Source organism: Sphingomonas larreae, assembly GCF_051400595.1.
Lineage (GTDB): Bacteria > Pseudomonadota > Alphaproteobacteria > Sphingomonadales > Sphingomonadaceae > Sphingomonas.
This window is the reverse complement of sequence record NZ_JBLFFI010000007.1, coordinates 88,606-109,719: the sequence shown is the minus strand read 5'-3', so window position 1 is coordinate 109,719 and position 21,114 is coordinate 88,606. Positions and strand designations below refer to the sequence as shown.

Sequence of the window (21,114 nt, the reverse complement as noted above, 5' to 3'; positions counted from 1 at the left end):
GCCACCCCGACGCCGGATCATGCAATCCGGTTGACGTCGCGCGTCGCACGCGGGAGGTCTGGCGTAACTCGTCGGGTCGCCGGGACGATTCGACGTCGGGAGGGGGATGCATGAGGAAGCCGATCGTCGCGGCACTGGCCGGGCTGCTGGTCGCGGAGCCTGCCGCGGCCCAGCCGGGGTCTCCGGTGGTGCAGACCGACCGCGGCGCGGTTCGCGGCACGGTGAGCGAGGGCGTCGCCAGCTGGAAGGGCATCCCGTTCGCCTCGCCGCCCGTCGGCGCACTGCGCTGGCGTGCGCCCCAGCCGGCGGCAAGGTGGACCGGGGTGCGCGACGCGACCCGCTACGCTGCCGATTGCATGCAGCTGCCTTTCCCCAGCGACGCCGCGCCGCTCGGCACCGAACCGTCCGAAGATTGCCTCTACGTCAACGTGTGGAAGCCGACGGCGGCGCGCGGCAAGTTGCCCGTGCTGGTGTGGATCTACGGTGGCGGCTTCGTCAACGGTGGTGCCTCGCCGCCCACCTATGCCGGCGCGAACATGGCCAAGCGCGGCGTGATGTTCGTCAGCTTCAACTACCGGCTCGGCCGCTTCGGCACGTTCGCGTTGCCGCAGCTCAGCCGCGCCAACCCCGATGCGGGTCGGCTCGGTAATTACGGCACGATGGACCAGATCGCCGCGCTCGAATGGATCCGGCGCAACATCGCGGCGTTCGGGGGCGATCCCGCGCGGGTGACGATCGTCGGCGAGAGCGCGGGTGGCATGTCGGTGCATCAGCTGGTCACCTCGCCGCTGACCCGCGGGCTGTTCCGCCAGGCGTTCGTGATGTCGGGCGGCGACGGCCACCCCGATCCGCGCGGCAAGTCGCTCGCCGATGCGGAGCAGATCGGTGCCAATTTCGCGCGCAGCAAGGGCATCGACCCGTCCGCGCCCGACGCGCTCGAACGGCTGCGCGCGCTGCCCGGCAGCGCGGTGGTGGATGGGCTCAACCTCGCCGCGATGGCACCGCGCGACCCGGCCGCGCCCACCTATGCCGGTCCGTTCATCGACGGCACGGTGGTGGTCGACATCGGTGCGGCTTATGCCGGAAACCGCTTTGCGCATGTGCCGATGCTGATCGGCGCCACCAGCGCGGACATCGGCGGCCGTACCGGCTATATGGTAGCGGGCGCGCGCGATGCCGCGGCGCGGCTCGCCGCCAAGGGCGTGCCGGTCTGGGCCTATCGCTTCTCTTATGTCGCGAGTTCGGTTGCCACGCCGGGCGCGCAGCACGCCACCGACATCCCCTTCTTCTTCGACAATGCCGCAATCAAATACGGCGCGCAGGCGACCCCGCGCGATGAGGCGATGGGGCATGCGATGAGCCGCTACGTCGCGAACTTCGTCGCGCATGGCGATCCCAACGGCACCGGCCTGCCGCGCTGGCCGCGTTATAGCCGCGTCGCGGACACGATCGCCGACTTCAGCGCCGCGGGCACCACGGTGATCGCGCGCGATCCCTGGGGCGCGGAGATCGACCGGGCTGCGGCCACCCCAACCCTGCGCCCCTGACGCGCGACGACGACAAAGGAGACGGATGATGCGATTGTTGGCGATAGTCGGGCTGCTCGCGCTAACGCAGGCGGACCCGAACCCGCATCTGCCGCCCGCCACGCTCGACCGCGTGGCGCCGGCCCTGCCCGCCGGGATCACGCATGGCGTGCTGATCGTCTCCAAGACGAACGGCTGGCGCCACCTCGAGCACATCCCACACTCCAATGCGGTACTGGCCGACATCGCGCGCGGCCTCGGCCGCAAGAGCTTCCAGACCGAGAATGGCGCGGTGTTCAACGACGAGGCGCTTCGGCATTTCTCGGTGGTGGTGCTCAACAGCGCGAGCGGCGCCTTTCTGACACCCGAGCAGCAGGCCGCGTTCGAGCGCTTCGTCGCGCGTGGCGGTGGCGTGGTGGCGCTCCATGCCGCGGGCGACAACAGTCACAAGGAGCCATGGTACGTCGACACGATCATCGGCACCGAGTTCATCGGTCACCCGAACGGCGATGATCATATCCAGAAGGCCACGATCCTGGTGGACCAGCCGCGCCACCCGGTGATGGCGGGCGTAAAGCTGCCATGGACGTCGAGTGACGAATGGTACTCGTTCAGCAGCGACCCGGCGGCGCGCGGCATGACCGTGCTCGCGCGCGTCGACGAGGCGAGCTACCGGCCGGGCGACAAGTTGCGGATGGGCAAGCACCCGGTCATGTGGGTCAACCCGCGCGCCAAGGGGCACGTGTTCTTCTCCGCGCTCGGCCACGACGCGGCGAACTACGACGATCCCAACTATCGCCGCGTGCTGACGAACGCGATCCGCTGGGCGGCGAAATAGCTTAATTGCAGCGGCGGCCTCGGGAGGTAGCCGGCCGCGGCAATCTCGCGGGCGGTCAGTGCCTGATCCCTTTCGTCTGAACCGCGAGCGTGCTCAAGCGAACGCCGGAGCCCAGGGCCAGCAACGTTACCACCTTTGGCTCTGGGCTCCCGCAGGCGCGGGAGCATGGTTCAGCTTGGGTGAATCAGGCGCTAGCCTGATGCCCCCGCCTCGTCCGTCGTCGCCGCCGCCCTATCACGCAGCAGCATCTGCCGCGCCAGCTCGCGCGCGCGATCATTCGGCAGCGCGAGCGCACGCGCCATTGCGGCGCCGAGCAGCGCATCGCCCAGTGCCGCCAGCACGAGCTGGAGCGTCTCGTCGCGGATCAGCGCGTCGGCGCGCTCCTCATCGCGCGCCAACTCCTCGACCAGATCATGGATGGCGCCGAACACCGGGTCGAGCGCGTCGCGGTTGCCGGTGAGGATCATCCAGCTCGCCAGCGCGCCCGCCCCGCCCTGCCCGAAGGCATCGAACACCACGTCGACCAGCTCGGCCGGGTCGCGCTCGGCGCGCGAGCGGCGCACCGCGTCGCGGATCGTGGCGACGATGCTCGCCGTCATGCGCTCGATCAACGCCTGTTGCAGGCCGTCGGCCGAACCGAAATGATGAAGCAGATTGGCATGCGTCCGCCCGACCCGCGCTGCTACGGCCTTGAGCGTCACCGCCTGCGGGCCGTCCTCGAGCAGCAGCGCGCGTGCTGCCTCCAGCGCCGCGTCGCGCGACGCCTCAGGCGTCAGCCGGCGGCGAGGAAGGGCAGCGGTCGCCCGCGGCATCGGCTGGTCACCTGTCGGAGTTTCGGAACGTTGCTGCCCTTGTGCCGCGTTCAACGCCGAAAGCAACCGATCATGCCGCGATGATCAGGCCGCGATCGGCATCGCTCGCTCCGGGTCGACGGCGAGGTCGAGCGTGTAATCCACGCAGTCCACCTCGGCGTCGCGCGCCAGCGCGTAGCGGCGCGACCGGCCGCACTCGACGAAGCCGAGCTTGCGCAGCACCCGCCCGGACGCCGGATTGTCGACCTGATGGTGGGCGTCCACCCGCGTCAGCCCGAGCGCGCGACGCGCGATGTCGAGCACGGCGCGCCCCGCCTCGGTGGCATAGCCGCGCCCCCAGGTGTCCGGGGTGAGCCAATAGCCCAGCTCGACCCCGCCGCACTGGCCGCGATGCAGACCGATCCCGCCGATCAGCCGATAGTCGCCGCTACGCTCGACGATCTGGAAGCGCGGCTCGCGCGGATGTGGCTGGAGCGAGAGAAAGGCGGCCGCATCCTCCTCGGCATAGGGCCAGGGAACGCGCGTCAGCCGCGACACCACCGCCTCATGCGCGATGGCGCGGGCGAGCGCCGGCGCGTCCTCAAGCCACCCCGGCCTGAGCGTGAGTCTCGGCGTCAACGCGAACATGCTCCGTCTCCTTGTTCGGGCCGCTGCCACACGTCGATGACGATGGCGCGACACGCTGGGGCCGAGGGAGCATGAAAAAAGGGAGCCGGGGCGACCCGTCTCCCTTGTTGGCTGGGTTCCGTGCTGCGGAACCCCGGGTCGCCCTGGTGGGCAACCCGGCTGGTTACCCGATGTTATTCGGCTGCCGCCGCCATAATGTCGACCGAGCAGAATTTGCGGCCGAGCTTACCCTCGTGGAACACCACGCGGCCGTCGACGAGCGCAAAAAGGGTGTGGTCCTTGCCGATGCCGACATTGCGGCCCGGGTAGAACTTGGTGCCGCGCTGGCGCACGAGGATGTTGCCCGCGATCGCTTCCTGACCGCCGAACTTCTTCACGCCAAGACGACGGCCGGCCGAGTCACGACCGTTGCGCGACGAACCGCCTGCTTTCTTATGTGCCATTTGCTCTTGCTCCTGCGCGCTACGGGATCAGCCGACCGACACGATCTTGAGGATCGTGTGGTTCTGGCGATGGCCGTTGCGACGACGATAATTGTGGCGGCGACGCTTCTTGAACACGATCACCTTCTCGCCCTTGGCTTGGGCGACGATCTCCGCCGCCACAGTGAGGCCGTCGACCGACTTGAGCTCCGCGCCCTCACCCGCGAGCAGCACGTCACCCAGCGTCACCGACGCGCCGGCCTCGCCCTCGATCTTCTCGACGACGATCTTGTCTCCGGCGGCGACGCGATACTGCTTGCCGCCCGTGCGCACGACTGCGAACATGGCTCTTGTCACTTCCCAAATTTCATAGCTCGCGAAGGCGTACCCTGCGAGAGAAGCGTGCGAGCTATGCGAAGCCTCCCGGCCTGTCAACCGATTCCGTCACGCCTGGGGGAATGGGCAACCCGGCGGGCGGATCAGTGACGGTGCTGGCGCTTCAACCCGTAGCGTCCGTCCGCCAGCCGATCGAACAATCCGGCGATCGCGGGATGGTCGATCGGCTCGTCGCTGTCGTCATGGACCAGGTTCTGCTGGCTGACATAGGCGACGTAGCTCGATTCCATGTTCTCCGCGAGCAGATGATAGAAGGGCTGGTCCTTGTCCGGACGGAAATCCTCTGGGATCGACTGGTACCATTCCTCGCTGTTGGCGAAGACCGGGTCGACGTCGAAGATCACCCCGCGAAAATCGAGCATGCGGTGGCGCACCACGTCGCCGATCGAAAAGCGAGCATGGGCAATCGGCGGCGCCACCGGCGCCTCGGCTTTCGTGGCCATCGTCTGTTGGCGGGTCATGTGGACAATCTAGTGCGGAAATCGCCGCGCACAACAACGGACATGCTTGCGTCCCGCGCGGGACCGGGCTAGGGGCGCCGCTCGATCGCCGCCGGACCCGCCTTTCGCAGGTTCCGGTGTCCTCCGCGGAGAGGTGCCAGAGTGGTCGATTGGGACGGTCTCGAAAACCGTTGTGCCCTCACGGGTACCGTGGGTTCGAATCCCACCCTCTCCGCCACCTTCCTCCCCACATCATCGATCAAGCTCTGCACCACCGGTCAGTCGGTCGAGCGCGGACAGTACCGGGTCACCCGCTGGCATCGGTTCCGCACGGCTGAGATAGATTTGGGGGCGGTAAAGCTCGCGCGGCAGGCCCGTCACGGTGAAGAGCTGCTCGGTGCCGAGATCGACCTGGGCCGCCGAGACATCGATCGTCTCGTTGCTGAGCGCGCCCAGCAGATGCGCCATGTCGGTGCCGACGGTGGTGGCGCCGATCGCGTCGAATCCGATCATCAGCCCCTCGCCCATGCTGCCGGTCCATCGCCCGCCCGCGACATAGACGCGCCCCGGGTAGCGCAAGCCGAACGGCGCGACATATTCCATGAACTTGCGGGTCGGCCCGAGCACGCGCGCCTCATAAGGAACGACATGCATCTGATAGGGGCGATCGTGGTCGACGAAATGGCCCATGATGCCGCGCGCCACGCTCGTGTTACCGCCACTGGGCGTGTTGCGCAGATCGATCAGCAGCGCGTCCGTGTCCTTGAGTGTCTCGAGCGCGCGGGAGAAACGATCGACCAGCGCCTGGTCGCCGAGCGAGTTGTTGATGCGGATGATCCCCATCGCCCCGCGGCGCTCCACATCCAATAGCGGGCCCTGCCCGATCCGATCCGCCAGAGCGTTGGTGGGAGCCAGCGCGTACCGATGTCGCCCCTCGGCGACCTCCAGCACGCGCGCGCGGCGGCGGTGGCCGGCGAGCGCGACGTTGAACGCGAACGCGACCTGCGTGGCGGTGAGATCGGTGAAGGCGCGGCCCGTGATCTGTTCGATCGCGCGGCGCGGCGAGACGCCGTCTAGCCGCACCACCGTCATCCCGGGCGAGATACCGCGCGCGGTCGCATCGCTGCGGGCGCGCACCTCCTCGATCCGGAAGCGTGTGCCGTCATAGGCGCCGAACAGGTCCGAGGCGGTCGGCACCACTGCCCAGTCGTCCCCGTCGAGCGGACCGACGATGAGGTGCGGATCGGCGAAATTGTGCGCGACAAGCTGGAGGACGTCGATGAACTCCTTGTCGGTCCGCGCGGCGCGTGCGCGCGGCGCGAAGGTCGCCAGGATCGACTCGCCGTCGATGCCGGGTCGGGCCAGATAACCATAATGGTCGCGCAGCAGCGTGACGAACGAGTCCCACGCTTGGGCTGCCTCGAAGCCCGTGCGCGCCGGCGCCGGCTCTTGCGCCGAGGCCGACGCGGAAAGGGGGAGGGTCAGACCGGCGAGCCAGGCGGTCAGGCGAGCGTGATGCATCTGCGCTTCATTGGTCACCGTGGTGCGCGGCGCAAGATAACTGTCGCCGGTGCCCCTGCTCCGTCGATCGGCCCGCCCCCTCGCCGGCGGCCCATCGAGCCACGCGGATGATGGCGGAACGGAGCGGGACCACCCGTCCGCTCCTCAGATCACCGTCGCGGGGATCAGCGGCCCGGGCCCACCGATGGCAGGGTCGGAGAAAGAGGCGTGCCCATCCCCGAGGTGGCCGGCCATCCGCCACGCCTGCGCGCCGGCGACGAGTTGCCGGTCGTACCAGCCGTGGCTCGCCGCGAGATCGAGCGCGAGGCGGCGGGTCTGCCGCGGGCGCAGCGCGAGCGTGACCGGCGCCGCGCCATAAGCGCGGTCGGTCACCTCCACCATCAGCGGCGCGGCGGTGCGGTTCTCGACCAGCAGCGCGGGCGCGGCATCGCGCGCGAGGCTGACCGCGAACAGGTCGCCACGCCCGACCAGCCGGCGGTGGAACCCGTCCGGACCGAGCACGAATAGATCGGCCACGCCGGCCGGCAGCGAGTGCGGCAGCGCGCCGCCCGCCACGACGGTGTAGCGCGCGGGCAGCCCGTCCAGCCGCGCCATGTCATAGACGTGGAAGACCGCCGCGCGCTCGCGCGAGTGGTTCACCAGCAGCAGCGCCGACGACTCACCGCCCCGCAACTCGGCGTCGAGCTTGTAGGGCGTGGCGCGGCGTCGGCGCAGCCCGCGCTCCTGCTCGGGTGCCTTCACCGCGGCGGGCAGTGGCGGCGCGATCCCCTTCAGCCCCGCCGCACGCGCCGACGACGCCGCGGTGGCGGGCAGGCCCGCCATGAACGCCACCGTGTCCGGCGCGGCGAAGTCGAAGCAGGAGGTCAGGTCGCCGCACACCGCCCGCCGCCACGCGCCGATATTGGGCTCGCGCACGCCGAAGCGCGCTTCCAGGAAGCGCAGGATGCTGGTGTGATCGAATACCTCGGAGGCGACATAGCCGCCACGGCTCCACGGCGAGACGACGTACAGCGGCACACGCATGCCGAGGCCATAGGGGCGGTCGCGATAGGCGGCGTCCTCGGGCGTGCGGCAGTGGACGTGATATTCGTCATCGGCGGGCACGTCGCTGGCGCCGACCGGGCGGCCGTTGATCCGCGCTGGCGGCGCCGGTGGGGGCATATGGTCGAACAGGCCGTCATTCTCGTCGAAGTTGATCAACAGCACGGTGCGCGCCCACACGTCCGGGTTGGCGGTGAGCGCGTCGAGCACGCGTGCGCTATAGTCGCCGCCCTGTAGCGGGGTGGACACGCTGGGGTGCTCCGACGCCGCCTCGGGCGCGATGATCCACGATACCGCGGGCAGGCGATCGTCGCGCACGTCCTGGCGCAGGTCGTTGAGCGTGCGCGTCGTGGTGGTGCGGCGCGCGAGCAGCGCCGCGGCTTCGTCCGCGGCGGACTGCGCGCGGCGATAGGCATGGAAGCCGACCAGCGGATTGTCGGTGAAATTGTCCGCCATGTCCTGGTAGATCTGGAAGCTGATCCCCGCCGCCATCAGCCGCTCGGGATAGGTGGTCCAGCGATAGCCGCCGTGGCGCAGCGGGTCGGCGTCCAGGCTGTCATAGCCATTGTCGATCGCGGGGCCGCCGGCGCGTGCCAGCGGGTCGTGCGTCCCCGACCAGATGTACAGCCGGTTGGGATTGGTGCTCAGGTGCATCGCACTGTGATAGGCGTCACACAGCGTGAAGGCCTCGGCGAGCGCATATTGGAACGGCAGGTCCGCGCGCATGAAATGCGCCATCGCGTGGTTGTGCTTGGCCAGGGTCCAGGCGCCCATCCGCCCGTTGTCCCACGCCGCCTGGCTGTCGGCGAAGCCGTGCGGGGTGCCGAGCGGGCGATAGAGGCGGAAGTCGGTCGCGGTGTCGAGCCGGAAGGGCGCGAGCAGCGCGGGCGCGGCATCGGCATGCTCGTTGGGCTGGAGCAGCACGGTGCGACTCGGCGCGCCGGGCAGCGGCGGCGCCGGCGCGGCGAAACGGTCGCCGAACCCGCGCACGCCGCGCATCGCGCCGAAATAATGGTCGAAGGCGCGATTCTCCTGGGTGAGGATCACGACATGGTCGACGTCGCGCAACGTGCCGGTGCGGTGGCGCGCGGGCAGCTCGAGCGCGCGCGCGATCGAGGGAGTCAGCGCCGCGGCGGCCCCGGCGGAAGCCATCATGCCGCGGATGAAGCTGCGGCGGTCCTGCATCGGCGGCATGGCTTGCTCCTTCGGCCTCGTGACGGAGCCTCGCTCGAGGCGCCCGCCCTCTCCTTCTGTCCCGCAAGGGAAAAAGGACGACTTCAGACGACCTCCCCTCTCCTTCAGGGGAGGGGCGGGGGTGGGCTCTTCCGCAAACGCACCTTCAGCGGAGACGCCCCACCCCAACCCCTCCCCTGAAGGAGAGGGGCTTCTCGGATCAGGCTGGTGTCGTACCGCCGTTATCCGCTTCATGCGGCACGCCGATGACAGCACGGCTCAGCCCGCCGCGACACCCCCGCCGAGCGCGCGGATCAGGTCGGTCGCGGTCTGGAGTTGCTGGCTGCGCACCGTCAGCAGCGCGCGCTCGGCGTCGAGCGCGGCGGTCTGCGCGGTGACCACCTCGAGATAGTCCGCCGCCCCGTCGCGGTAGCGGATCAGCGCCAGCTCGCGCGTGTGCTCTGCCGCCTCGGCCGCGGCGCGCTGGTCGCGCTCCTGCGCGGCGAGCAGCCGCTGGCTGGCGAGCGCGTCCTCCACCTCGCGGAAGGCGGTGAGCACGGTCTGGCGGTACGACGCCGCCGCCTCGTCATATTCGCCGCGCGCGCGCTGCACGCCAGCGCGGCGGCGCCCGCCGTCGAAGATCGCCAGCGCCGCGGACAGCGGGCCGAGCGCCCAGAAACCGTTGGAGGCGCTCAGCAGCGAGCCGCGCGCCGTCTCGAACCCGCCCGCCGCGCCGAGCGTGACGCTGGGGAACAGTGCCGAGCGCGCCACGCCGATCCGCGCGTTGGCGGCGGCGACGCGCCGCTCCGCCGCGGCGATGTCGGGGCGGCGCTCGAGCAGGGTCGAGGGCAGGCCGGCGGGGATCGCGGGCGGCGCGAGCTGGCGGTCCTCGACCGCGAGCGTGAAGCCGGCGGGCGCCTCGCCGAGCAGCACCGCGATGGCATGCTCGTCACGCTGGCGTGCGATCCCCACCGCGGACAGCTCGGCGCGCGCGCTGGAGAGCAGGTTCTGCGCGCGGCTGACGTCGATCCCCGAGGCGATGCCGCCGCTGTGGCGGGTATCGGTGAGCTGATAGGCACGCTCGTTGGCCTCGACGGTCTGGCGCAGCAGCACGATCCGCGCGTCGAGCCCGCGCATGTCGAAATAGATGCTGGCGAGCTGCGCCTGCAGCCCCAGTGTCACCGCGGCGACATCGGCCGCGCTGGCGGCTGCGTCGGCGCGGCTGGCGCGCACCGAGTTGCGCACGCGACCGAACAGGTCGAGCTCATAGGCGAGCGAGGCGCCGACCGTGCCTACGGTGTAGGGCGCGGCGCTGCCGAGCGCGAGCGGCCGGCCCGCGGAGACGCGGTCGCGGCTGACGTCGGCGGAGACGCCGACCTCGGGGAAGAGATCCGACCGCGCCTGGCGCGCGACCGCGCGCGCCTGGTCGTAGCGCGCAATCGCGGCGGCGAGATCCTGGTTGCCGGCGACGACCCGCTCCTCGAGTCCGGTGAGCACCGGATCGGCGAAGGCCTCCCACCACTTGCCGGCGGGAGCGACGTCGGTGCCGGCCGCCTGCCAGCCCTCCGCCTCCTTGTACGCCGCGGGCGCGGGCGTCGCCGGGCGGACGTAATCGGGCGCGACGGAGCAGGCCGCGGTGGCGAGCAGGGTGGCGAGCGTGGCGAGGCGCGCGACGGTAAGCGCGTGACGGGCACGCGTCCCACTCCCGTCATCCCGGACCTGTTCCGGGATCCACCTGTCGGCGCGCTCCACGATCGTTGAAGAAGCGGGACCGTGAGCCCCGGAACAGGTCCGGGGTGACGAGAAGGCGTAGGGTGTCGGTGCGCTTCCCAAGCCGCGCGACGACGAGCGCAACGCCTCATCGCCCTGGGTTCCTGCGTGCGCAGGAACACAACCGGTTTTCACCGCCCCGCCCCGTGCTCCTGCGGACGCAGGAGCCCAGGGCCACGAGCGCAGCGCCCAACCCCTCACCGCGCGCCCGCCTTCTGCACCTGCACCGCGTCGCCGTCGGCGAGCGAATCGGGCGGGTTGTCGATCACGCGGTCGCGCGGGGTGACGCCCGAACTCACCTCCACCGTATTGCCATGGTCCTGCCCGATCCGGATCGTACGCAGATGCGCCTTGCCGTCCGCGCCGACCAGCGCGACCTGCGTGCCGTTCTCGCCGACGATCAGCGCGCTCGCGGGCAACGCCACCGCGCCGCTCGCGCCCGCCACCGGGAAGCTCGCCTGCGCATAGGCGCCGGGCTTGAGCGCGCGGTCCGGGTTGGGCGCCTCGACCTGCACCAGCACCGTGCCCGACGATGGCTCCACCGCGCCGGCGGTGCGGGTCAGCGTCGCGTCGAACGTGCGACCGGCATATTCGGGCAGCGTCAGCGTCACGTGCATGCCCGGGTGGATCTGCGCCGAATAATTCTGCGGCACGCGGATATAGGCGCGCATCCGCCGCACGTCGGAGACGGTGAACAGCGGTGTCGACGCCGCCGTCCCCGCGGTCACCAGCGCGCCGATGTCGGTCGAGCGGCTGGTGACGATGCCGGCGAAGGGCGCGATCAGGCGGGTGAAGCCCTGCGTGTAGGTCAGCCGCGAGACGTTGGCGCGCGCGGCGTTGGTCACCGCGGTCTTGGCGGCGAGGTCGCCGACCTTCTCGTCGGTCTCCTGCTTCGACACCGCGTCCTTGGCGAGCATGTTGCGCCAGCGCGTCGCAGTGGAGGCGGCGAGCTGCTGGTTGGCGCGCGCAGTCTCAAGGTCGGCGCGCGCGGCGACGAGCTGCTGGTCGATCTCGGGCGCGTCGAGCACCGCCAGCGTCTGCCCGGCGCGGACGGAGTCGCCGATGTCGACGTACCATTTGCGCACGTAGCCACTGGTGCGCGCGAAGATCGGGGCGCTGTTGATCGCCTGCAGGTTGGCGGGGAGCGTCAGCGCGCCCGTCGCCGCCGCCGGCTTGGCCTGGATCACCGCGACGGTCGGGGTCGACTGCGCCGCGGTCCAGTCGGCGAGCTTGCTGTCGGTGCGCGAGCGCGCCGCGATACCCACGCCGACGACGCCGACAGCGATCACCGCCGCCGCGATCCCGGCGGTGCGCAGCGAGCGCGACGACGCCGTGGAGGGCGCGGCCGGCGTCGACGCGGGGGTCGTCTCGTACGACGCCTCAGACATGGGCTTGCTCCAGATGGTGGGCCTCGCGCGTCGGCGCGGTCGCGGCGCGACGGCGGTGGACGAGGCTGAAGATGACGGGCACGAACATCAAGGTGGCGAAGGTGGCGACCAGCAGCCCGCCGATCACCGCGCGACCGAGCGGCGCGTTCTGCTCGCCACCCTCACCCAGCCCCAGCGCCATCGGCAGCATGCCGATGATCATCGCCAGCGCGGTCATCAGCACCGGGCGGAAGCGCGTCATCCCCGCCTCCAGCGCGGCGGCGGTGGCGTCGCCGAGCTCGGTGAGCCGCTCGCGCGCGAAGCTCACCACCAGGATCGCGTTGGCGGTGGCGACGCCCATGCACATGATCGCGCCGGTGAGCGCGGGCACCGACAAGGTGGTGCCGGTGGTGAACAGCATCCAGATGATCCCCGCCAAGGCGCCGGGCAGCGCGGTGATGATCACGAACGGGTCGAGCCAGCTCTGGAAGTTGACCACGATCAGCAGGTAGATCAGCACGATCGCGCCGAGCAGCCCGTAACCCAGCCCCGAGAAGGCGCTCTTCATCGTGGCATATTGGCCGCGCAGCGTGACGGTCGCGCCCTTGGGCGCCTCGGCCTTGAGATCGTCGAGCACGCCGCGGATGTCGCCTGCCACCGCGCCCAGGTCGCGCCCCGCCGGGGTGGCGTAGAGGTCGACCACCGGCGCGATATTATAGTGCGAGACCACCGCGGGCGCATTGCTGCGCACGATCGTGCCGAGCCCGCCCAGCACCTGCGAGCGCCCGCTGGCGCCGGTCACCGGGATGCTCGACAGGTCGCTTATCGAGCCGACGCGATACTCGGGCGCCTGCGCCACCACCGGGTAGGACACGCCGTTTTCGGGATTGAGGAAGAACACCGGCGCCGTCTGCGCGGTGCCCGCCAGCGAGCTCGCCAGGCTGGTCGTCACGTCGCGCTCGGTCAGGCCGTACTGGCCGATGCGGCTGCGATCGACCGCGACGTTGAGCTGCGGGTAGCGCGCCGACTGCTGGATGCGCGCGTCGGCCAGGCCGGGGATCTTGGCGATCCGGCGCAGGAGCTTCTGCGCATAGGCGGCATTGGCGGCGGCATCCTTGCCTGCGATCTGGATGTCGATCGGGGCGGGCGCGCCGAAGTTGAGGATCTGGCTGGTGATGTCCGCGGGCAGGAAGGAGAAGGTGGCGCCGGGGAAGTCGCGGGGCAGCTGCTCGCGCAGGCGGCGGACATAGTCCGCCGTGGGCGCGTGATCGTGCGACAGCTGGATCAGCACGTCGCCGTCCTGCGGCCCGACCGTCCCCGAATTGTTGTAGGTTGTGTTGATCGAGCTGACCGGCAGGCCGATGTTGTCAACGACCGAGACCAGCTCGTCGGCCGGGATGATCTGGCGGATGCGGCGCTGAATGCGGTCAAACTCCGCCGACGTTTCCTCGATGCGGCTGCCGACCGGCGCGCGCACGTGCATCGCGATCTGCCCCGCGTCGACCGAGGGGAAGAAGTTCTGCCCGAGGAACGGCACCAGCCCGAACGACAGCAGTACCACCGCGAGGAAGCCGATCACGAACCCCCTGGGCGCGGCGAGCACGCGTTCGAGCATCCCGCCATAGCCCGCGCGGATCCGCTCGAACCGCGCCTCGAAGCCGCGCTGGAAGCGCAGGAGCGGGTTGCGCGATGTCGGCGCCCCGGCGCTGTGCTGGTCGTGGTCGTCGCCCGCGCCGTGCGGCTTAAGCAGGTACATCGCCATGGTCGGCACCAGCGTGCGCGACAGGATGAACGAGGCGATCATCGCGAACACCACCGCCAGCGCCAGCGGCACGAACAGGAACCCCGCCACGCCGGGCAGGAAGAACATCGGCACGAACACGATGCAGATGCACAGCAGCGAGACGAAGGCGGGTGTCACGATCTGCGCCGCGCCGTCGAGGATCGCACGGTGAACCGGCTTGCCCTGCTCGAGGTGCCAGTTGATGTTCTCGATCGTCACCGTCGCGTCGTCGACCAGGATGCCGACCGCGAGGCTGAGGCCGCCGAGCGTCATCGTGTTGAGCGTGTTGCCCGTCACCGCCAGGCCGATGATCGCGGACAGGATCGCCAACGGGATCGAGATCGCGATGATCACGGTCGAGCGCCACGAACCCAGGAACAGCAGGATCATCAGGCTGGTCAGCGCCGCGGCGATCGCGCCTTCCTTGACCACGCCCTCCACCGCGGCGCGGACGAACAAGGACTGGTCCCCGATCGGCACGATCTTGAGCGTGCTCGGCAGCGTCTCCTGGATCTTGGGCAGCGCGTCCTTGATCCCCTGCACGATCGCCAGCGTCGAGGTGGCGCCGTTCTTGAGCACGGTCATGATCACTGAGCGCGCGCCGTCGACATGGACGACGTTGGTCTGCGGCGCCGATCCGTCGCGCACATGGGCAACATCGCGCATGTAGATGGTGGCGCCGCCCACGACCTTGACCGGAATGCTGTTGAGCTCCTCGATCGAGGCGGGCGCGTTGTTGAGGCGCACACTATACTGGAAGCCGCCAATCTTGGCGAAGCCGGCCGGGTTGATCTGGTTCTGCGCCGCGATTGCGTTGCCGACGTCCTGCGCCGACAGCCCCTTGGACTGGAGCGCGTCGGGGTCGAGGTCGATCTGGATCTGGCGCTGGCGCCCGCCCGAGGGATAGGGGATCGCCGCGCCCGGCACGGTCACCAGCCCGGGACGCACCTGGTTGCTGGCGAGATCAAACATCTGCCCCTCGGACAGGCCCTTGCCCGACAGAGCGAGCTGCACGATCGGCACCGTCGAGGCGCTGTAGTTGAGCACCAGCGGCGGGGTGATCCCCGGCGGCAATTGTTTCAGCACGGTCTGCGACACCGAGGTGACCTGCGCGGTGGCGGTGCGGATGTCGGCGCCGGGCTGGAAATAGATCTTCACCACGCCGATGCCGGGCAGCGACTGGCTCTCGATATGGTCGATGTCGTTGACCGTGGTGGTCAGCACGCGCTCGAACGGGGTGATGATCCGCCCCGACATCTCGTCGGGTGACAGGCCGGCATATTGCCACGCGGTGGCGATCACCGGCACCTTGATGTCGGGGAAGATGTCGACCGGGGTGCGGAGCGCCGCGAGGACGCCGACGATCGCGATCAGGATCGCCATGACGATGAAGGTCAGCGGGCGCGCCAGCGCGATGCGTACGATGCCGATCATGGGCACAGCTTCCCGTGGGTGACGCCCACCCCGGTGAGCGGCGTCGCGCGCCAGCCTAGCGCGCGCGGCGTCGGACGACCAGGAAAGGACGGCGGCGCAATGACATGCCGCGGTGCAGCGGATGAGCGCTGGTTAACGCTTTGTCTAATATTGTTTCCGCCTCGATCGATACGTACAGCCTATCGATCATGGAGCTGCGACATCTGCGTTACTTCGTCCAGGTCGCCGAGGACCTGCACTTCGCGCGGGCGGCAGCGCGGCTCGGCATCTCGCAGCCCCCGCTCAGCCAGCAGATCCGCCAGCTGGAGGACGAGCTGGGCGTGCGCCTGCTCGACCGCACCAGCCGCCGAGTCACTTTGACCCAGGCTGGGACGGCCTTCCTGGAGGCGGCACGCCGCACATTGATCGAGGCGGAGCAGGCGATCCTGGTGGCGCGCCGTGCCGCGCGTGGCGAGTCGGGCGAGCTGCGCGTCGGCTTCAACGCCTCGGCACCGTTCATTCCCCAGGTCGCCGCCGCGATCCACGCCTTCCGGCTGCGCTACCCCGAGGTGCGACTGGCGCTGACGGAGTTCGCCGGTCCGGCGCAGGTGCACGCAATCCTCACCGACTCGCTCGACGTCGGATTCCTGCGGAGCGCCGCCGCACCGACGCTGCCGCCCGAACTTGCCGCGACCCGCCTCCTCAGCGAGCGGCTGGTGGTCGCGACACGACCCGACCACCCCCTCGCCGGTCGGACGGAGCTCCGCCTCGCCGACGCCGCCGCGCACCCGCTGGTGGTCTATGCCAGCGATCGCAGCGGCGGCTTCACGGAGGAACTGTTCGCGCTGATGCGCGCCGCAGGGGCGGAGCCGCGGGTGGCGCAGACGGTGCGCGAGGTGTCCACGCTGCTCGGGCTAGTCGCGGCGGGGGTCGGCGTTACCGTGGTGGCCGAATCACTGTGCGCGCTCCAGTCGGCGGGGCTGGTCTACACGCCGCTGGCCGACGCCAGCGCGGTGAGCGCGATGTGGCTGGTCCACCCCATCAGCGGCGCCCGAACGACGGCGAATTTCGTCGCAATCGTCAGCGAGGCGGCGTCGTAAGCGCGCAGCACCGATCGCTGCCCGCGAAGCGGTACGCGGCGAGTCCGTAGCTCATGGCTATTGATAGTGGCCCAGGCGCTCGAACCCGGTGTTCGTCTTCGCCATCTTCAGCAGCTTGCGGATTGCGCCGCGGACATGGCGATCGAACTTGCGATCGTCATAGACCCCGCGCCAGATATAATCGTCGCGCTCGGCCAGCGCCTTGAGCACGGCGGCGAACGTCTCCTGCGTGTCGGCGGCACCAAGGCGCAGCAGCGCCGCGCACACCATCTCCTCCGCCGCGGCCAGATCGCACTCGTCCTCACCCGAGCGGCCGCGTCGCTGCGCGGTGACCTGATCGGTACGCGCCGCCGCGACCCGCCGCTCAAGCCAGGTCCGCACCGCCGCCGCGTCCCAGGTCTGCGCCGCGGTCATGCCGCCGCTCCCTCTGCTGGTTCGGCCAGCGTCTGCTTGATCTGCTCGACGGTCATGCCAAACACGGCGGCCAGGCCGCTCACGGAGGCGCCGCGCTCCGCGAGCGTGCGGATGCGCGCAGCGTCGACCACCATGGCATAGCCGCTGGTGTCGCGATCCTTGCGCACCACGTCGCGCCGCCCCGAGCCGCGCTTGCGCTCCGCCGCGGCGCGATGTGGGTCGCGCGCCGCCAGCGCGGTTGCCGCTTCCTGGCGCGCCGCGCGCGCGCGCTCGCGCTCGTTCGCCTGCGCTTCGCGGGCGGTGGCACGCGCCTCGAGCCGCGCGCTGGTCGCGTCCGCGCGAGCGAGGGCGCGTGCCTCGCTGGCGCGCGCCCGCTCGTCGGCGCGCGTCGCCGGATCGCGACTCGCCAGCGCCCCGCCCCGTGAAGCCGTCGGCACACCCCAGCTGCTATCGACCACCCGTCTCGATCCCTCATCGGCGCGCGACGCGCCGTCCGCGCCTTCCCTAGGATGGCGCCGCCATCCCCGGCAAGGCGGCGAAGCGACGCCGACGCCACGACGCTGTCGCTTTACCCGGCGCGACACGGTACGGAGCGCGCCATGCATTTCCTCGATCAGGCAAAGATTTTCGTTCGTTCGGGCGCTGGCGGCCCCGGCGCGGTGAGCTTCCGGCGCGAGAAGTACATCGAATATGGCGGTCCCGACGGTGGTGACGGCGGCAAGGGCGGCGACATCGTCTTCGAGACGGTGGCGGGACTGAACACGCTGATCGACTTTCGCTACACCCAGCACTTCCGCGCGCCGCGCGGCTCCGGCGGCTCGGGCAGCAACCGCACCGGCGGCGGCGGCAAGGACCTCGTCATCAAGGTGCCGGTCGGCACCCAAATCCTCGCCGACGACGAGGAGCGGACGCTGCTCGCCGACCTCACCCGCGTCGGCGAGCGGATTGTGTTCCTGCGCGGCGGCGACGGCGGCCGCGGCAACGCCAGCTACAAGACCTCGACCAACCGCACACCACGCCAGCACGGCACCGGCTGGCCGAGCGAGGAAGCCTGGGTGTGGCTGCGGCTCAAGCTGCTCGCCGATGCCGGGCTGGTCGGCTTGCCGAACGCGGGCAAGTCGACCTTCATCAACCAGGTGACCAACGCCCAGGCCAAGGTCGGCGCCTATGCTTTCACCACCACGCGCCCGCAGCTCGGCGTGGTGCGCCACAAGATGCGCGAATTCGTCGTGGCGGACATCCCCGGGCTGATCGAGGGCGCGGCCGAGGGCGCCGGGATCGGCGACCGCTTTCTCGGCCATATCGAGCGCTGCCGCGTGCTGCTCCACCTGGTCGACGCCAATGACGACAACGTGGCGGAGAGTTACCGGATCGTGCGCGACGAGTTGGCGGCCTATGGCGGCGGCCTCGAGGAGAAGCCGGTAGTGGTCGCGCTCAACAAGATCGACACGCTCGACGACGAGCTGATCGCGGCGCTCTCGGCCGAGTTGGAGGAGGCGAGCGGCGCCGAGGTGATCCCGCTCTCGGGCGCCAGCGGCGTCGGGGTCGACTGGGCGCTCGACAAGTTGCTGGAGGCGATCCCGACCGGCGCGGCCCCGGTCGACGACGACGGCGAGGAAGAGGCGCTGGAATGGTCACCGCTGCGCGAGTGAGCAGCGGGTGCGAGCCGCGTGGGCCACGCCACCCGAGTTGGACGATCGCAGTCTTCGAAAGCTGACAGGCTTGCGCCGGTACAGGCGCTCGGTGGCGCCTCCATCAACAAGGATCGCGCGCTGCCAAGCAGGGCCGCTCGCCTGACGCGGCGCCCCTTCCCTCTTCCCGTCGCTAATCAGTCCTGCGGCACCGGGCCCGAGGTCGACACCGGAATCTGGCCCACGGCACGGTCCTGCGCGGCCATCAGATAATCCGCGGTGGTGAGGAACGGCACCGGATTGACCGCATGGCCGTCGATGCGGACCTCGTAATGGAGATGCGGGCCGGTCGAACGGCCGGTCGAGCCCATCAGCGCGATCAGCTGGCCGCGCTTCACGCGCGTATTGTCCGAGACCAGGATTTTGGAAAGATGACCGTAGCGGGTGGCGATACCCTTGCCATGGTTGATCTCGACCATGTTGCCATAGCCGCCTTGGCGCCCGGCATGGCTGATCACGCCGTCCGCGGTGGCGTAGATCGGCGTGCCGCTCGGGCCGGGGATGTCGACCCCGGCGTGCATCGCCGCGGTGCCGCGGAACGGGTCCGAGCGAATGCCGAAATTGCTGGTGAACTGGAGCTTCTGCACCGGCTGCACCGAGGGGATCGCGATCACGCCCTGCTCGAGCCGGTCAAGCTTCTTCCAGCTCATGAACAGCGAGCGGAACTGCTGGTCAGCGGCGAGATCGGCGCGCGCCTCGGGGCTGTTCGCCTCGACCAGCGGACCGCCCATCGCGGTGCCGCCGCGAGCAATGCGCGTGGTGGAGATGCCCAGCTTGCGCACCTGCGTCGCGGTGGCGGCATAGCGCTGGTCGAGCTCGCGCTGCGCCACCGCGGCGAGCTCGGCCTGGCGCGACTCGAGCCGCAGGAAGGGCTTGATCGCGTCGCCGGCAAGGCGGGTGGCGTCGGGATCGATCGCCAGCGTGGCGCGCGCCAGCTGCCGGCTTTCACCATCACCGGTGAGGGCGGCGGCGAGCAGCGCCTGGCGTTGTTCGATGCGGCTGGCGTGCAGCGCGGCGGTGTGCCTGATCGTCGCCACGCGCGCCTGGAGCCGGGTGACCTTCTGTTCCATTCGCGCCAGCTTGCGCTCGCTGCTCGGCGCCGAAGTCAACCCAGCCGCCACCGCGACCTGCTGGCTCGCCGCCACCGCGCCATAGCCGGCGAAGCCGAGCACCAGCGCAGCACCGCCGCGCATCATGAAACGCGTGCCGCGAACGGCGCGCAGACGATCGAGCGGGCGCACGGCCGGCGTGAGAGCGGTGTCGTTCATCGAACCCCAGATCAAAGATGCGGCCGGTGGCGAGACGCCGCGCGACCTTCCCCTTTTCTCGTACTGCCGCCCCGGAGACGATCGCCTCCCGGACGCAAAGGTTTGTGAACTGCCGAGGGTTAATTGAGCAAGACCGGCGGCCCGCCGCCGCGTCCGGGCGACGGAAGGACGCGGCGAGTCGTTGCGGTTCGCCGCGTTGGGTCGCCATTGATCGCGTAATTTTCGTAAGTTGCGAGTGATTCTTAGCGCTGGGCACCGCCTCGGCGCGATCGCAACGGCGCCGACCGACCGAGCCGGTCGACACGGGGCTCAGGCGGCGGGCACCACCATCTCGCGCGCGGCGCGCGCGTCTTCCGAGCGCCGCGAGCGTGTCGCCATTGCGGTCCAGGCCGCCTCCGCGCGCAGGCAGCGCTCCCGCACATTGGCGAGCGCGCTGGCCTCGGCCTGCTCGCGACATTCCGCGGCGCGGATCGAGAAGACGTCCGATTCCTTCATCATGGCTCTCCCACCGTCGGCTGTTGCTGCGCGATCAGATCGAGCACCACCTTCGCACCCTCGGCACTTGCCGCGGCGAGCTTGAGCGGACGCTCGTCGAGCCCGACGTCCGAGTTGAGAAACGCCATCGCACCCGTCAGCCCGAGCCGTTCGCTCGCGGCGCGCACCACCTGGCTCTCGCGCGCGGCGCTCTCGGGCGACAATTTCGGCACGCTGTTGTGGGGACGGAAATACGGGCGTCGTGGCTGACGCGGCGCGCTATTCTCGGGCTGCTCGCTCATGCGGCCACCACGACGGTGGAACGGACCACCCCGGCGAGCCACTGCACGTCGGCGATGCGGCCGGCATAGCCGCGCACCTGCGCACGATGGATCTCAGTGCAGCCCGGACTGACCGTGTTCGCCGCCCGCGCCACCGCGATCAGGTGGCCTCGATACAATTCGTTGAGGTCCATTCGTCTCTCCCCTGCATGCAAGCGGGAGCACGTTGGTCTCTCAGCTGTCCAGGCTCGCGAACCAGATCTTGGACAGTGTCGAACAGATGGGGCGGCGGCACCACCTCCACAAGGCCGCGCCACCATCTGGCGCATTTCGCCGGATGTCGGCGCGAGGAAAATCGACATTGGCCACTCTCAGCAGCCAAGTCATTGTTAGTACGGCTTTTTATGAATTGGCACGGGGTCTGCAAAGCATCCGCTGTCCCCGATCAACGGGGCAGGGAGACACTATCATGAACATCATCGCCACCGTTGTCGTCGCCTCCACCAGCCTGTTCCTCGTGGCCGCCGCGGACGCCGCGCCGAAGACCGTCACACCCGCTGGCACGGAAGCGGTCAGCAAGACCGTCACCCCGTCGCGCAACCCCGCCACCCGCTATTGCTACAACACAGAGGCGACCGGCACGCGCATCATCCAGCGGGTCTGCCACACCCGCGCGGACTGGAAGGAACTCGGCGTGATCGTTCCCGATCGCCTCTGACGCCCGCGCGATCGAGGCGGGGTCGGGACGTGTCCGCCA

Annotated in this window: 21 protein-coding genes and 1 tRNA gene; 6 read left to right on the top strand and 16 right to left on the bottom strand. The window is 70.0% G+C overall.

All coding sequences use genetic code 11. The features are described 5' to 3' along the window. Positions 1 to 110 precede the first annotated feature (110 nt). Positions 111 to 1,547 (top strand): carboxylesterase/lipase family protein, encoded by a 1,437-nt coding sequence (locus tag ACMGDM_RS18620; RefSeq protein ID WP_436805621.1) that lies wholly within the window; start codon positions 111 to 113, stop codon positions 1,545 to 1,547. Positions 1,548 to 1,572: 25 nt separating this feature from the next. Continuing rightward, on the top strand, positions 1,573 to 2,364 hold the full coding sequence (locus ACMGDM_RS18615; RefSeq protein ID WP_436805620.1) for a ThuA domain-containing protein: 792 nt from the start codon (positions 1,573 to 1,575) through the stop codon (positions 2,362 to 2,364). A 191-nt stretch (positions 2,365 to 2,555) separates the two neighbouring features. Here the strand turns inward: ACMGDM_RS18615 and ACMGDM_RS18610 are convergent, their stop codons facing one another. The 5 genes from ACMGDM_RS18610 to hspQ form a co-directional block, all read right to left on the bottom strand. Next, a complete protein-coding gene (locus ACMGDM_RS18610; RefSeq protein ID WP_436805619.1) occupies positions 2,556 to 3,176 on the bottom strand; it encodes a TetR/AcrR family transcriptional regulator in 621 nt (206 codons plus the stop codon). An 84-nt stretch (positions 3,177 to 3,260) separates the two neighbouring features. Next, on the bottom strand, positions 3,261 to 3,803 hold the full coding sequence (locus ACMGDM_RS18605; protein WP_436805618.1) for a GNAT family N-acetyltransferase: 543 nt from the start codon (positions 3,801 to 3,803) through the stop codon (positions 3,261 to 3,263). Positions 3,804 to 3,976: 173 nt separating this feature from the next. Continuing rightward, complete coding sequence (gene rpmA / locus ACMGDM_RS18600; RefSeq protein WP_132910023.1) at positions 3,977 to 4,246, bottom strand: 50S ribosomal protein L27; 270 nt, start codon at positions 4,244 to 4,246, stop codon at positions 3,977 to 3,979. 27 nt (positions 4,247 to 4,273) lie between these two features. Further along, positions 4,274 to 4,570 carry a 50S ribosomal protein L21 gene (gene rplU / locus ACMGDM_RS18595; RefSeq protein ID WP_219756704.1) on the bottom strand — a complete coding sequence of 99 codons (297 nt, stop codon included), beginning with the start codon at positions 4,568 to 4,570 and terminating at the stop codon, positions 4,274 to 4,276. A gap of 134 nt (positions 4,571 to 4,704) precedes the next feature. Then, positions 4,705 to 5,082 carry a heat shock protein HspQ gene (gene hspQ / locus ACMGDM_RS18590; protein WP_436805617.1) on the bottom strand — a complete coding sequence of 126 codons (378 nt, stop codon included), beginning with the start codon at positions 5,080 to 5,082 and terminating at the stop codon, positions 4,705 to 4,707. A gap of 127 nt (positions 5,083 to 5,209) precedes the next feature. Between hspQ and ACMGDM_RS18585 the strand changes: the two genes are divergently transcribed. Then, a tRNA-Ser gene (locus tag ACMGDM_RS18585) sits at positions 5,210 to 5,299 on the top strand. Between the two features lie 14 nt (positions 5,300 to 5,313). Here ACMGDM_RS18585 and ACMGDM_RS18580 read toward each other — a convergent pair. The 5 genes from ACMGDM_RS18580 to ACMGDM_RS18560 form a co-directional block, all read right to left on the bottom strand. Then, positions 5,314 to 6,582: a S41 family peptidase gene (locus ACMGDM_RS18580; RefSeq protein ID WP_436805616.1), complete on the bottom strand. Its 1,269-nt coding sequence runs from the start codon at positions 6,580 to 6,582 to the stop codon at positions 5,314 to 5,316. 144 nt (positions 6,583 to 6,726) lie between these two features. Continuing rightward, positions 6,727 to 8,817: a phosphocholine-specific phospholipase C gene (locus ACMGDM_RS18575; RefSeq protein WP_436805615.1), complete on the bottom strand. Its 2,091-nt coding sequence runs from the start codon at positions 8,815 to 8,817 to the stop codon at positions 6,727 to 6,729. 258 nt (positions 8,818 to 9,075) lie between these two features. Further along, positions 9,076 to 10,443, bottom strand: a complete 1,368-nt coding sequence (locus ACMGDM_RS18570) for an efflux transporter outer membrane subunit (RefSeq protein WP_436805643.1) — start codon at positions 10,441 to 10,443, stop codon at positions 9,076 to 9,078. Between the two features lie 320 nt (positions 10,444 to 10,763). Continuing rightward, the gene (locus ACMGDM_RS18565) at positions 10,764 to 11,954 is read right to left on the bottom strand and encodes an efflux RND transporter periplasmic adaptor subunit (protein WP_436805614.1); all 1,191 of its coding nucleotides are present in this window, start codon (positions 11,952 to 11,954) and stop codon (positions 10,764 to 10,766) included. Next, on the bottom strand, positions 11,947 to 15,150 hold the full coding sequence (locus ACMGDM_RS18560) for an efflux RND transporter permease subunit (RefSeq protein ID WP_436805613.1): 3,204 nt from the start codon (positions 15,148 to 15,150) through the stop codon (positions 11,947 to 11,949). The genes ACMGDM_RS18565 and ACMGDM_RS18560 overlap by 8 nt, the downstream gene beginning before the upstream one ends. Positions 15,151 to 15,338: 188 nt before the next feature. On the opposite strand from ACMGDM_RS18560, the gene ACMGDM_RS18555 reads away from it, so the two are divergent. Continuing rightward, positions 15,339 to 16,229, top strand: coding sequence for a LysR substrate-binding domain-containing protein (locus ACMGDM_RS18555; protein ID WP_436805612.1), 891 nt, complete (start codon positions 15,339 to 15,341; stop codon positions 16,227 to 16,229). A gap of 57 nt (positions 16,230 to 16,286) precedes the next feature. Here ACMGDM_RS18555 and ACMGDM_RS18550 read toward each other — a convergent pair whose 3' ends face one another. Both ACMGDM_RS18550 and ACMGDM_RS18545 read right to left on the bottom strand, forming a co-directional pair. Further along, a complete protein-coding gene (locus ACMGDM_RS18550; RefSeq protein WP_436805611.1) occupies positions 16,287 to 16,643 on the bottom strand; it encodes a hypothetical protein in 357 nt (118 codons plus the stop codon). Beyond that, complete coding sequence (locus ACMGDM_RS18545) at positions 16,640 to 17,101, bottom strand: hypothetical protein (protein WP_436805610.1); 462 nt, start codon at positions 17,099 to 17,101, stop codon at positions 16,640 to 16,642. The genes ACMGDM_RS18550 and ACMGDM_RS18545 overlap by 4 nt, the downstream gene beginning before the upstream one ends. A 141-nt stretch (positions 17,102 to 17,242) precedes the next feature. Between ACMGDM_RS18545 and obgE the strand changes: the two genes are divergently transcribed. Continuing rightward, complete coding sequence (obgE, locus tag ACMGDM_RS18540) at positions 17,243 to 18,295, top strand: GTPase ObgE (RefSeq protein WP_436805609.1); 1,053 nt, start codon at positions 17,243 to 17,245, stop codon at positions 18,293 to 18,295. A gap of 176 nt (positions 18,296 to 18,471) precedes the next feature. Here obgE and ACMGDM_RS18535 read toward each other — a convergent pair whose 3' ends face one another. The 4 genes from ACMGDM_RS18535 to ACMGDM_RS18520 all read right to left on the bottom strand — a co-directional run bounded on the left by ACMGDM_RS18535 (position 18,472) and on the right by ACMGDM_RS18520 (position 20,551). Then, complete coding sequence (locus tag ACMGDM_RS18535) at positions 18,472 to 19,602, bottom strand: M23 family metallopeptidase (protein ID WP_436805608.1); 1,131 nt, start codon at positions 19,600 to 19,602, stop codon at positions 18,472 to 18,474. A 309-nt stretch (positions 19,603 to 19,911) separates the two neighbouring features. After that, positions 19,912 to 20,100 carry a hypothetical protein gene (locus ACMGDM_RS18530; RefSeq protein ID WP_436805607.1) on the bottom strand — a complete coding sequence of 63 codons (189 nt, stop codon included), beginning with the start codon at positions 20,098 to 20,100 and terminating at the stop codon, positions 19,912 to 19,914. Then, entirely contained in the window at positions 20,097 to 20,378 is a 282-nt protein-coding gene (locus ACMGDM_RS18525; protein ID WP_436805606.1) for a hypothetical protein, read from the bottom strand. The genes ACMGDM_RS18530 and ACMGDM_RS18525 overlap by 4 nt, the downstream gene beginning before the upstream one ends. Next, a complete protein-coding gene (locus ACMGDM_RS18520) occupies positions 20,375 to 20,551 on the bottom strand; it encodes a hypothetical protein (protein ID WP_436805605.1) in 177 nt (58 codons plus the stop codon). The genes ACMGDM_RS18525 and ACMGDM_RS18520 overlap by 4 nt, the downstream gene beginning before the upstream one ends. A gap of 275 nt (positions 20,552 to 20,826) precedes the next feature. On the opposite strand from ACMGDM_RS18520, the gene ACMGDM_RS18515 reads away from it, so the two are divergent. Then, positions 20,827 to 21,075, top strand: a complete 249-nt coding sequence (locus tag ACMGDM_RS18515; protein WP_436805604.1) for a hypothetical protein — start codon at positions 20,827 to 20,829, stop codon at positions 21,073 to 21,075. Positions 21,076 to 21,114: the final 39 nt, after the last annotated feature.

Excerpts from the sequence above, each read along its gene's own strand:
- ACMGDM_RS18620 (WP_436805621.1), top strand. The coding sequence starts at position 111 with ATGAGGAAGCCGATCGTCGCGGCACTGGCCGGGCTGCTGGTCGCGGAG.
- ACMGDM_RS18615 (WP_436805620.1), top strand. The coding sequence starts at position 1,573 with ATGATGCGATTGTTGGCGATAGTCGGGCTGCTCGCGCTAACGCAGGCG.
- ACMGDM_RS18610 (WP_436805619.1), bottom strand. The coding sequence starts at position 3,176 with ATGCCGCGGGCGACCGCTGCCCTTCCTCGCCGCCGGCTGACGCCTGAG.
- ACMGDM_RS18605 (WP_436805618.1), bottom strand. The coding sequence starts at position 3,803 with ATGTTCGCGTTGACGCCGAGACTCACGCTCAGGCCGGGGTGGCTTGAG.
- rpmA (WP_132910023.1), bottom strand. The coding sequence starts at position 4,246 with ATGGCACATAAGAAAGCAGGCGGTTCGTCGCGCAACGGTCGTGACTCG.
- rplU (WP_219756704.1), bottom strand. The coding sequence starts at position 4,570 with ATGTTCGCAGTCGTGCGCACGGGCGGCAAGCAGTATCGCGTCGCCGCC.
- hspQ (WP_436805617.1), bottom strand. The coding sequence starts at position 5,082 with ATGACCCGCCAACAGACGATGGCCACGAAAGCCGAGGCGCCGGTGGCG.
- ACMGDM_RS18580 (WP_436805616.1), bottom strand. The coding sequence starts at position 6,582 with ATGCATCACGCTCGCCTGACCGCCTGGCTCGCCGGTCTGACCCTCCCC.
- ACMGDM_RS18575 (WP_436805615.1), bottom strand. The coding sequence starts at position 8,817 with ATGCCGCCGATGCAGGACCGCCGCAGCTTCATCCGCGGCATGATGGCT.
- ACMGDM_RS18565 (WP_436805614.1), bottom strand. The coding sequence starts at position 11,954 with ATGTCTGAGGCGTCGTACGAGACGACCCCCGCGTCGACGCCGGCCGCG.
- ACMGDM_RS18560 (WP_436805613.1), bottom strand. The coding sequence starts at position 15,150 with ATGATCGGCATCGTACGCATCGCGCTGGCGCGCCCGCTGACCTTCATC.
- ACMGDM_RS18555 (WP_436805612.1), top strand. The coding sequence starts at position 15,339 with ATGGAGCTGCGACATCTGCGTTACTTCGTCCAGGTCGCCGAGGACCTG.
- ACMGDM_RS18550 (WP_436805611.1), bottom strand. The coding sequence starts at position 16,643 with ATGACCGCGGCGCAGACCTGGGACGCGGCGGCGGTGCGGACCTGGCTT.
- obgE (WP_436805609.1), top strand. The coding sequence starts at position 17,243 with ATGCATTTCCTCGATCAGGCAAAGATTTTCGTTCGTTCGGGCGCTGGC.
- ACMGDM_RS18535 (WP_436805608.1), bottom strand. The coding sequence starts at position 19,602 with ATGAACGACACCGCTCTCACGCCGGCCGTGCGCCCGCTCGATCGTCTG.
- ACMGDM_RS18530 (WP_436805607.1), bottom strand. The coding sequence starts at position 20,100 with ATGATGAAGGAATCGGACGTCTTCTCGATCCGCGCCGCGGAATGTCGC.
- ACMGDM_RS18525 (WP_436805606.1), bottom strand. The coding sequence starts at position 20,378 with ATGAGCGAGCAGCCCGAGAATAGCGCGCCGCGTCAGCCACGACGCCCG.
- ACMGDM_RS18520 (WP_436805605.1), bottom strand. The coding sequence starts at position 20,551 with ATGGACCTCAACGAATTGTATCGAGGCCACCTGATCGCGGTGGCGCGG.
- ACMGDM_RS18515 (WP_436805604.1), top strand. The coding sequence starts at position 20,827 with ATGAACATCATCGCCACCGTTGTCGTCGCCTCCACCAGCCTGTTCCTC.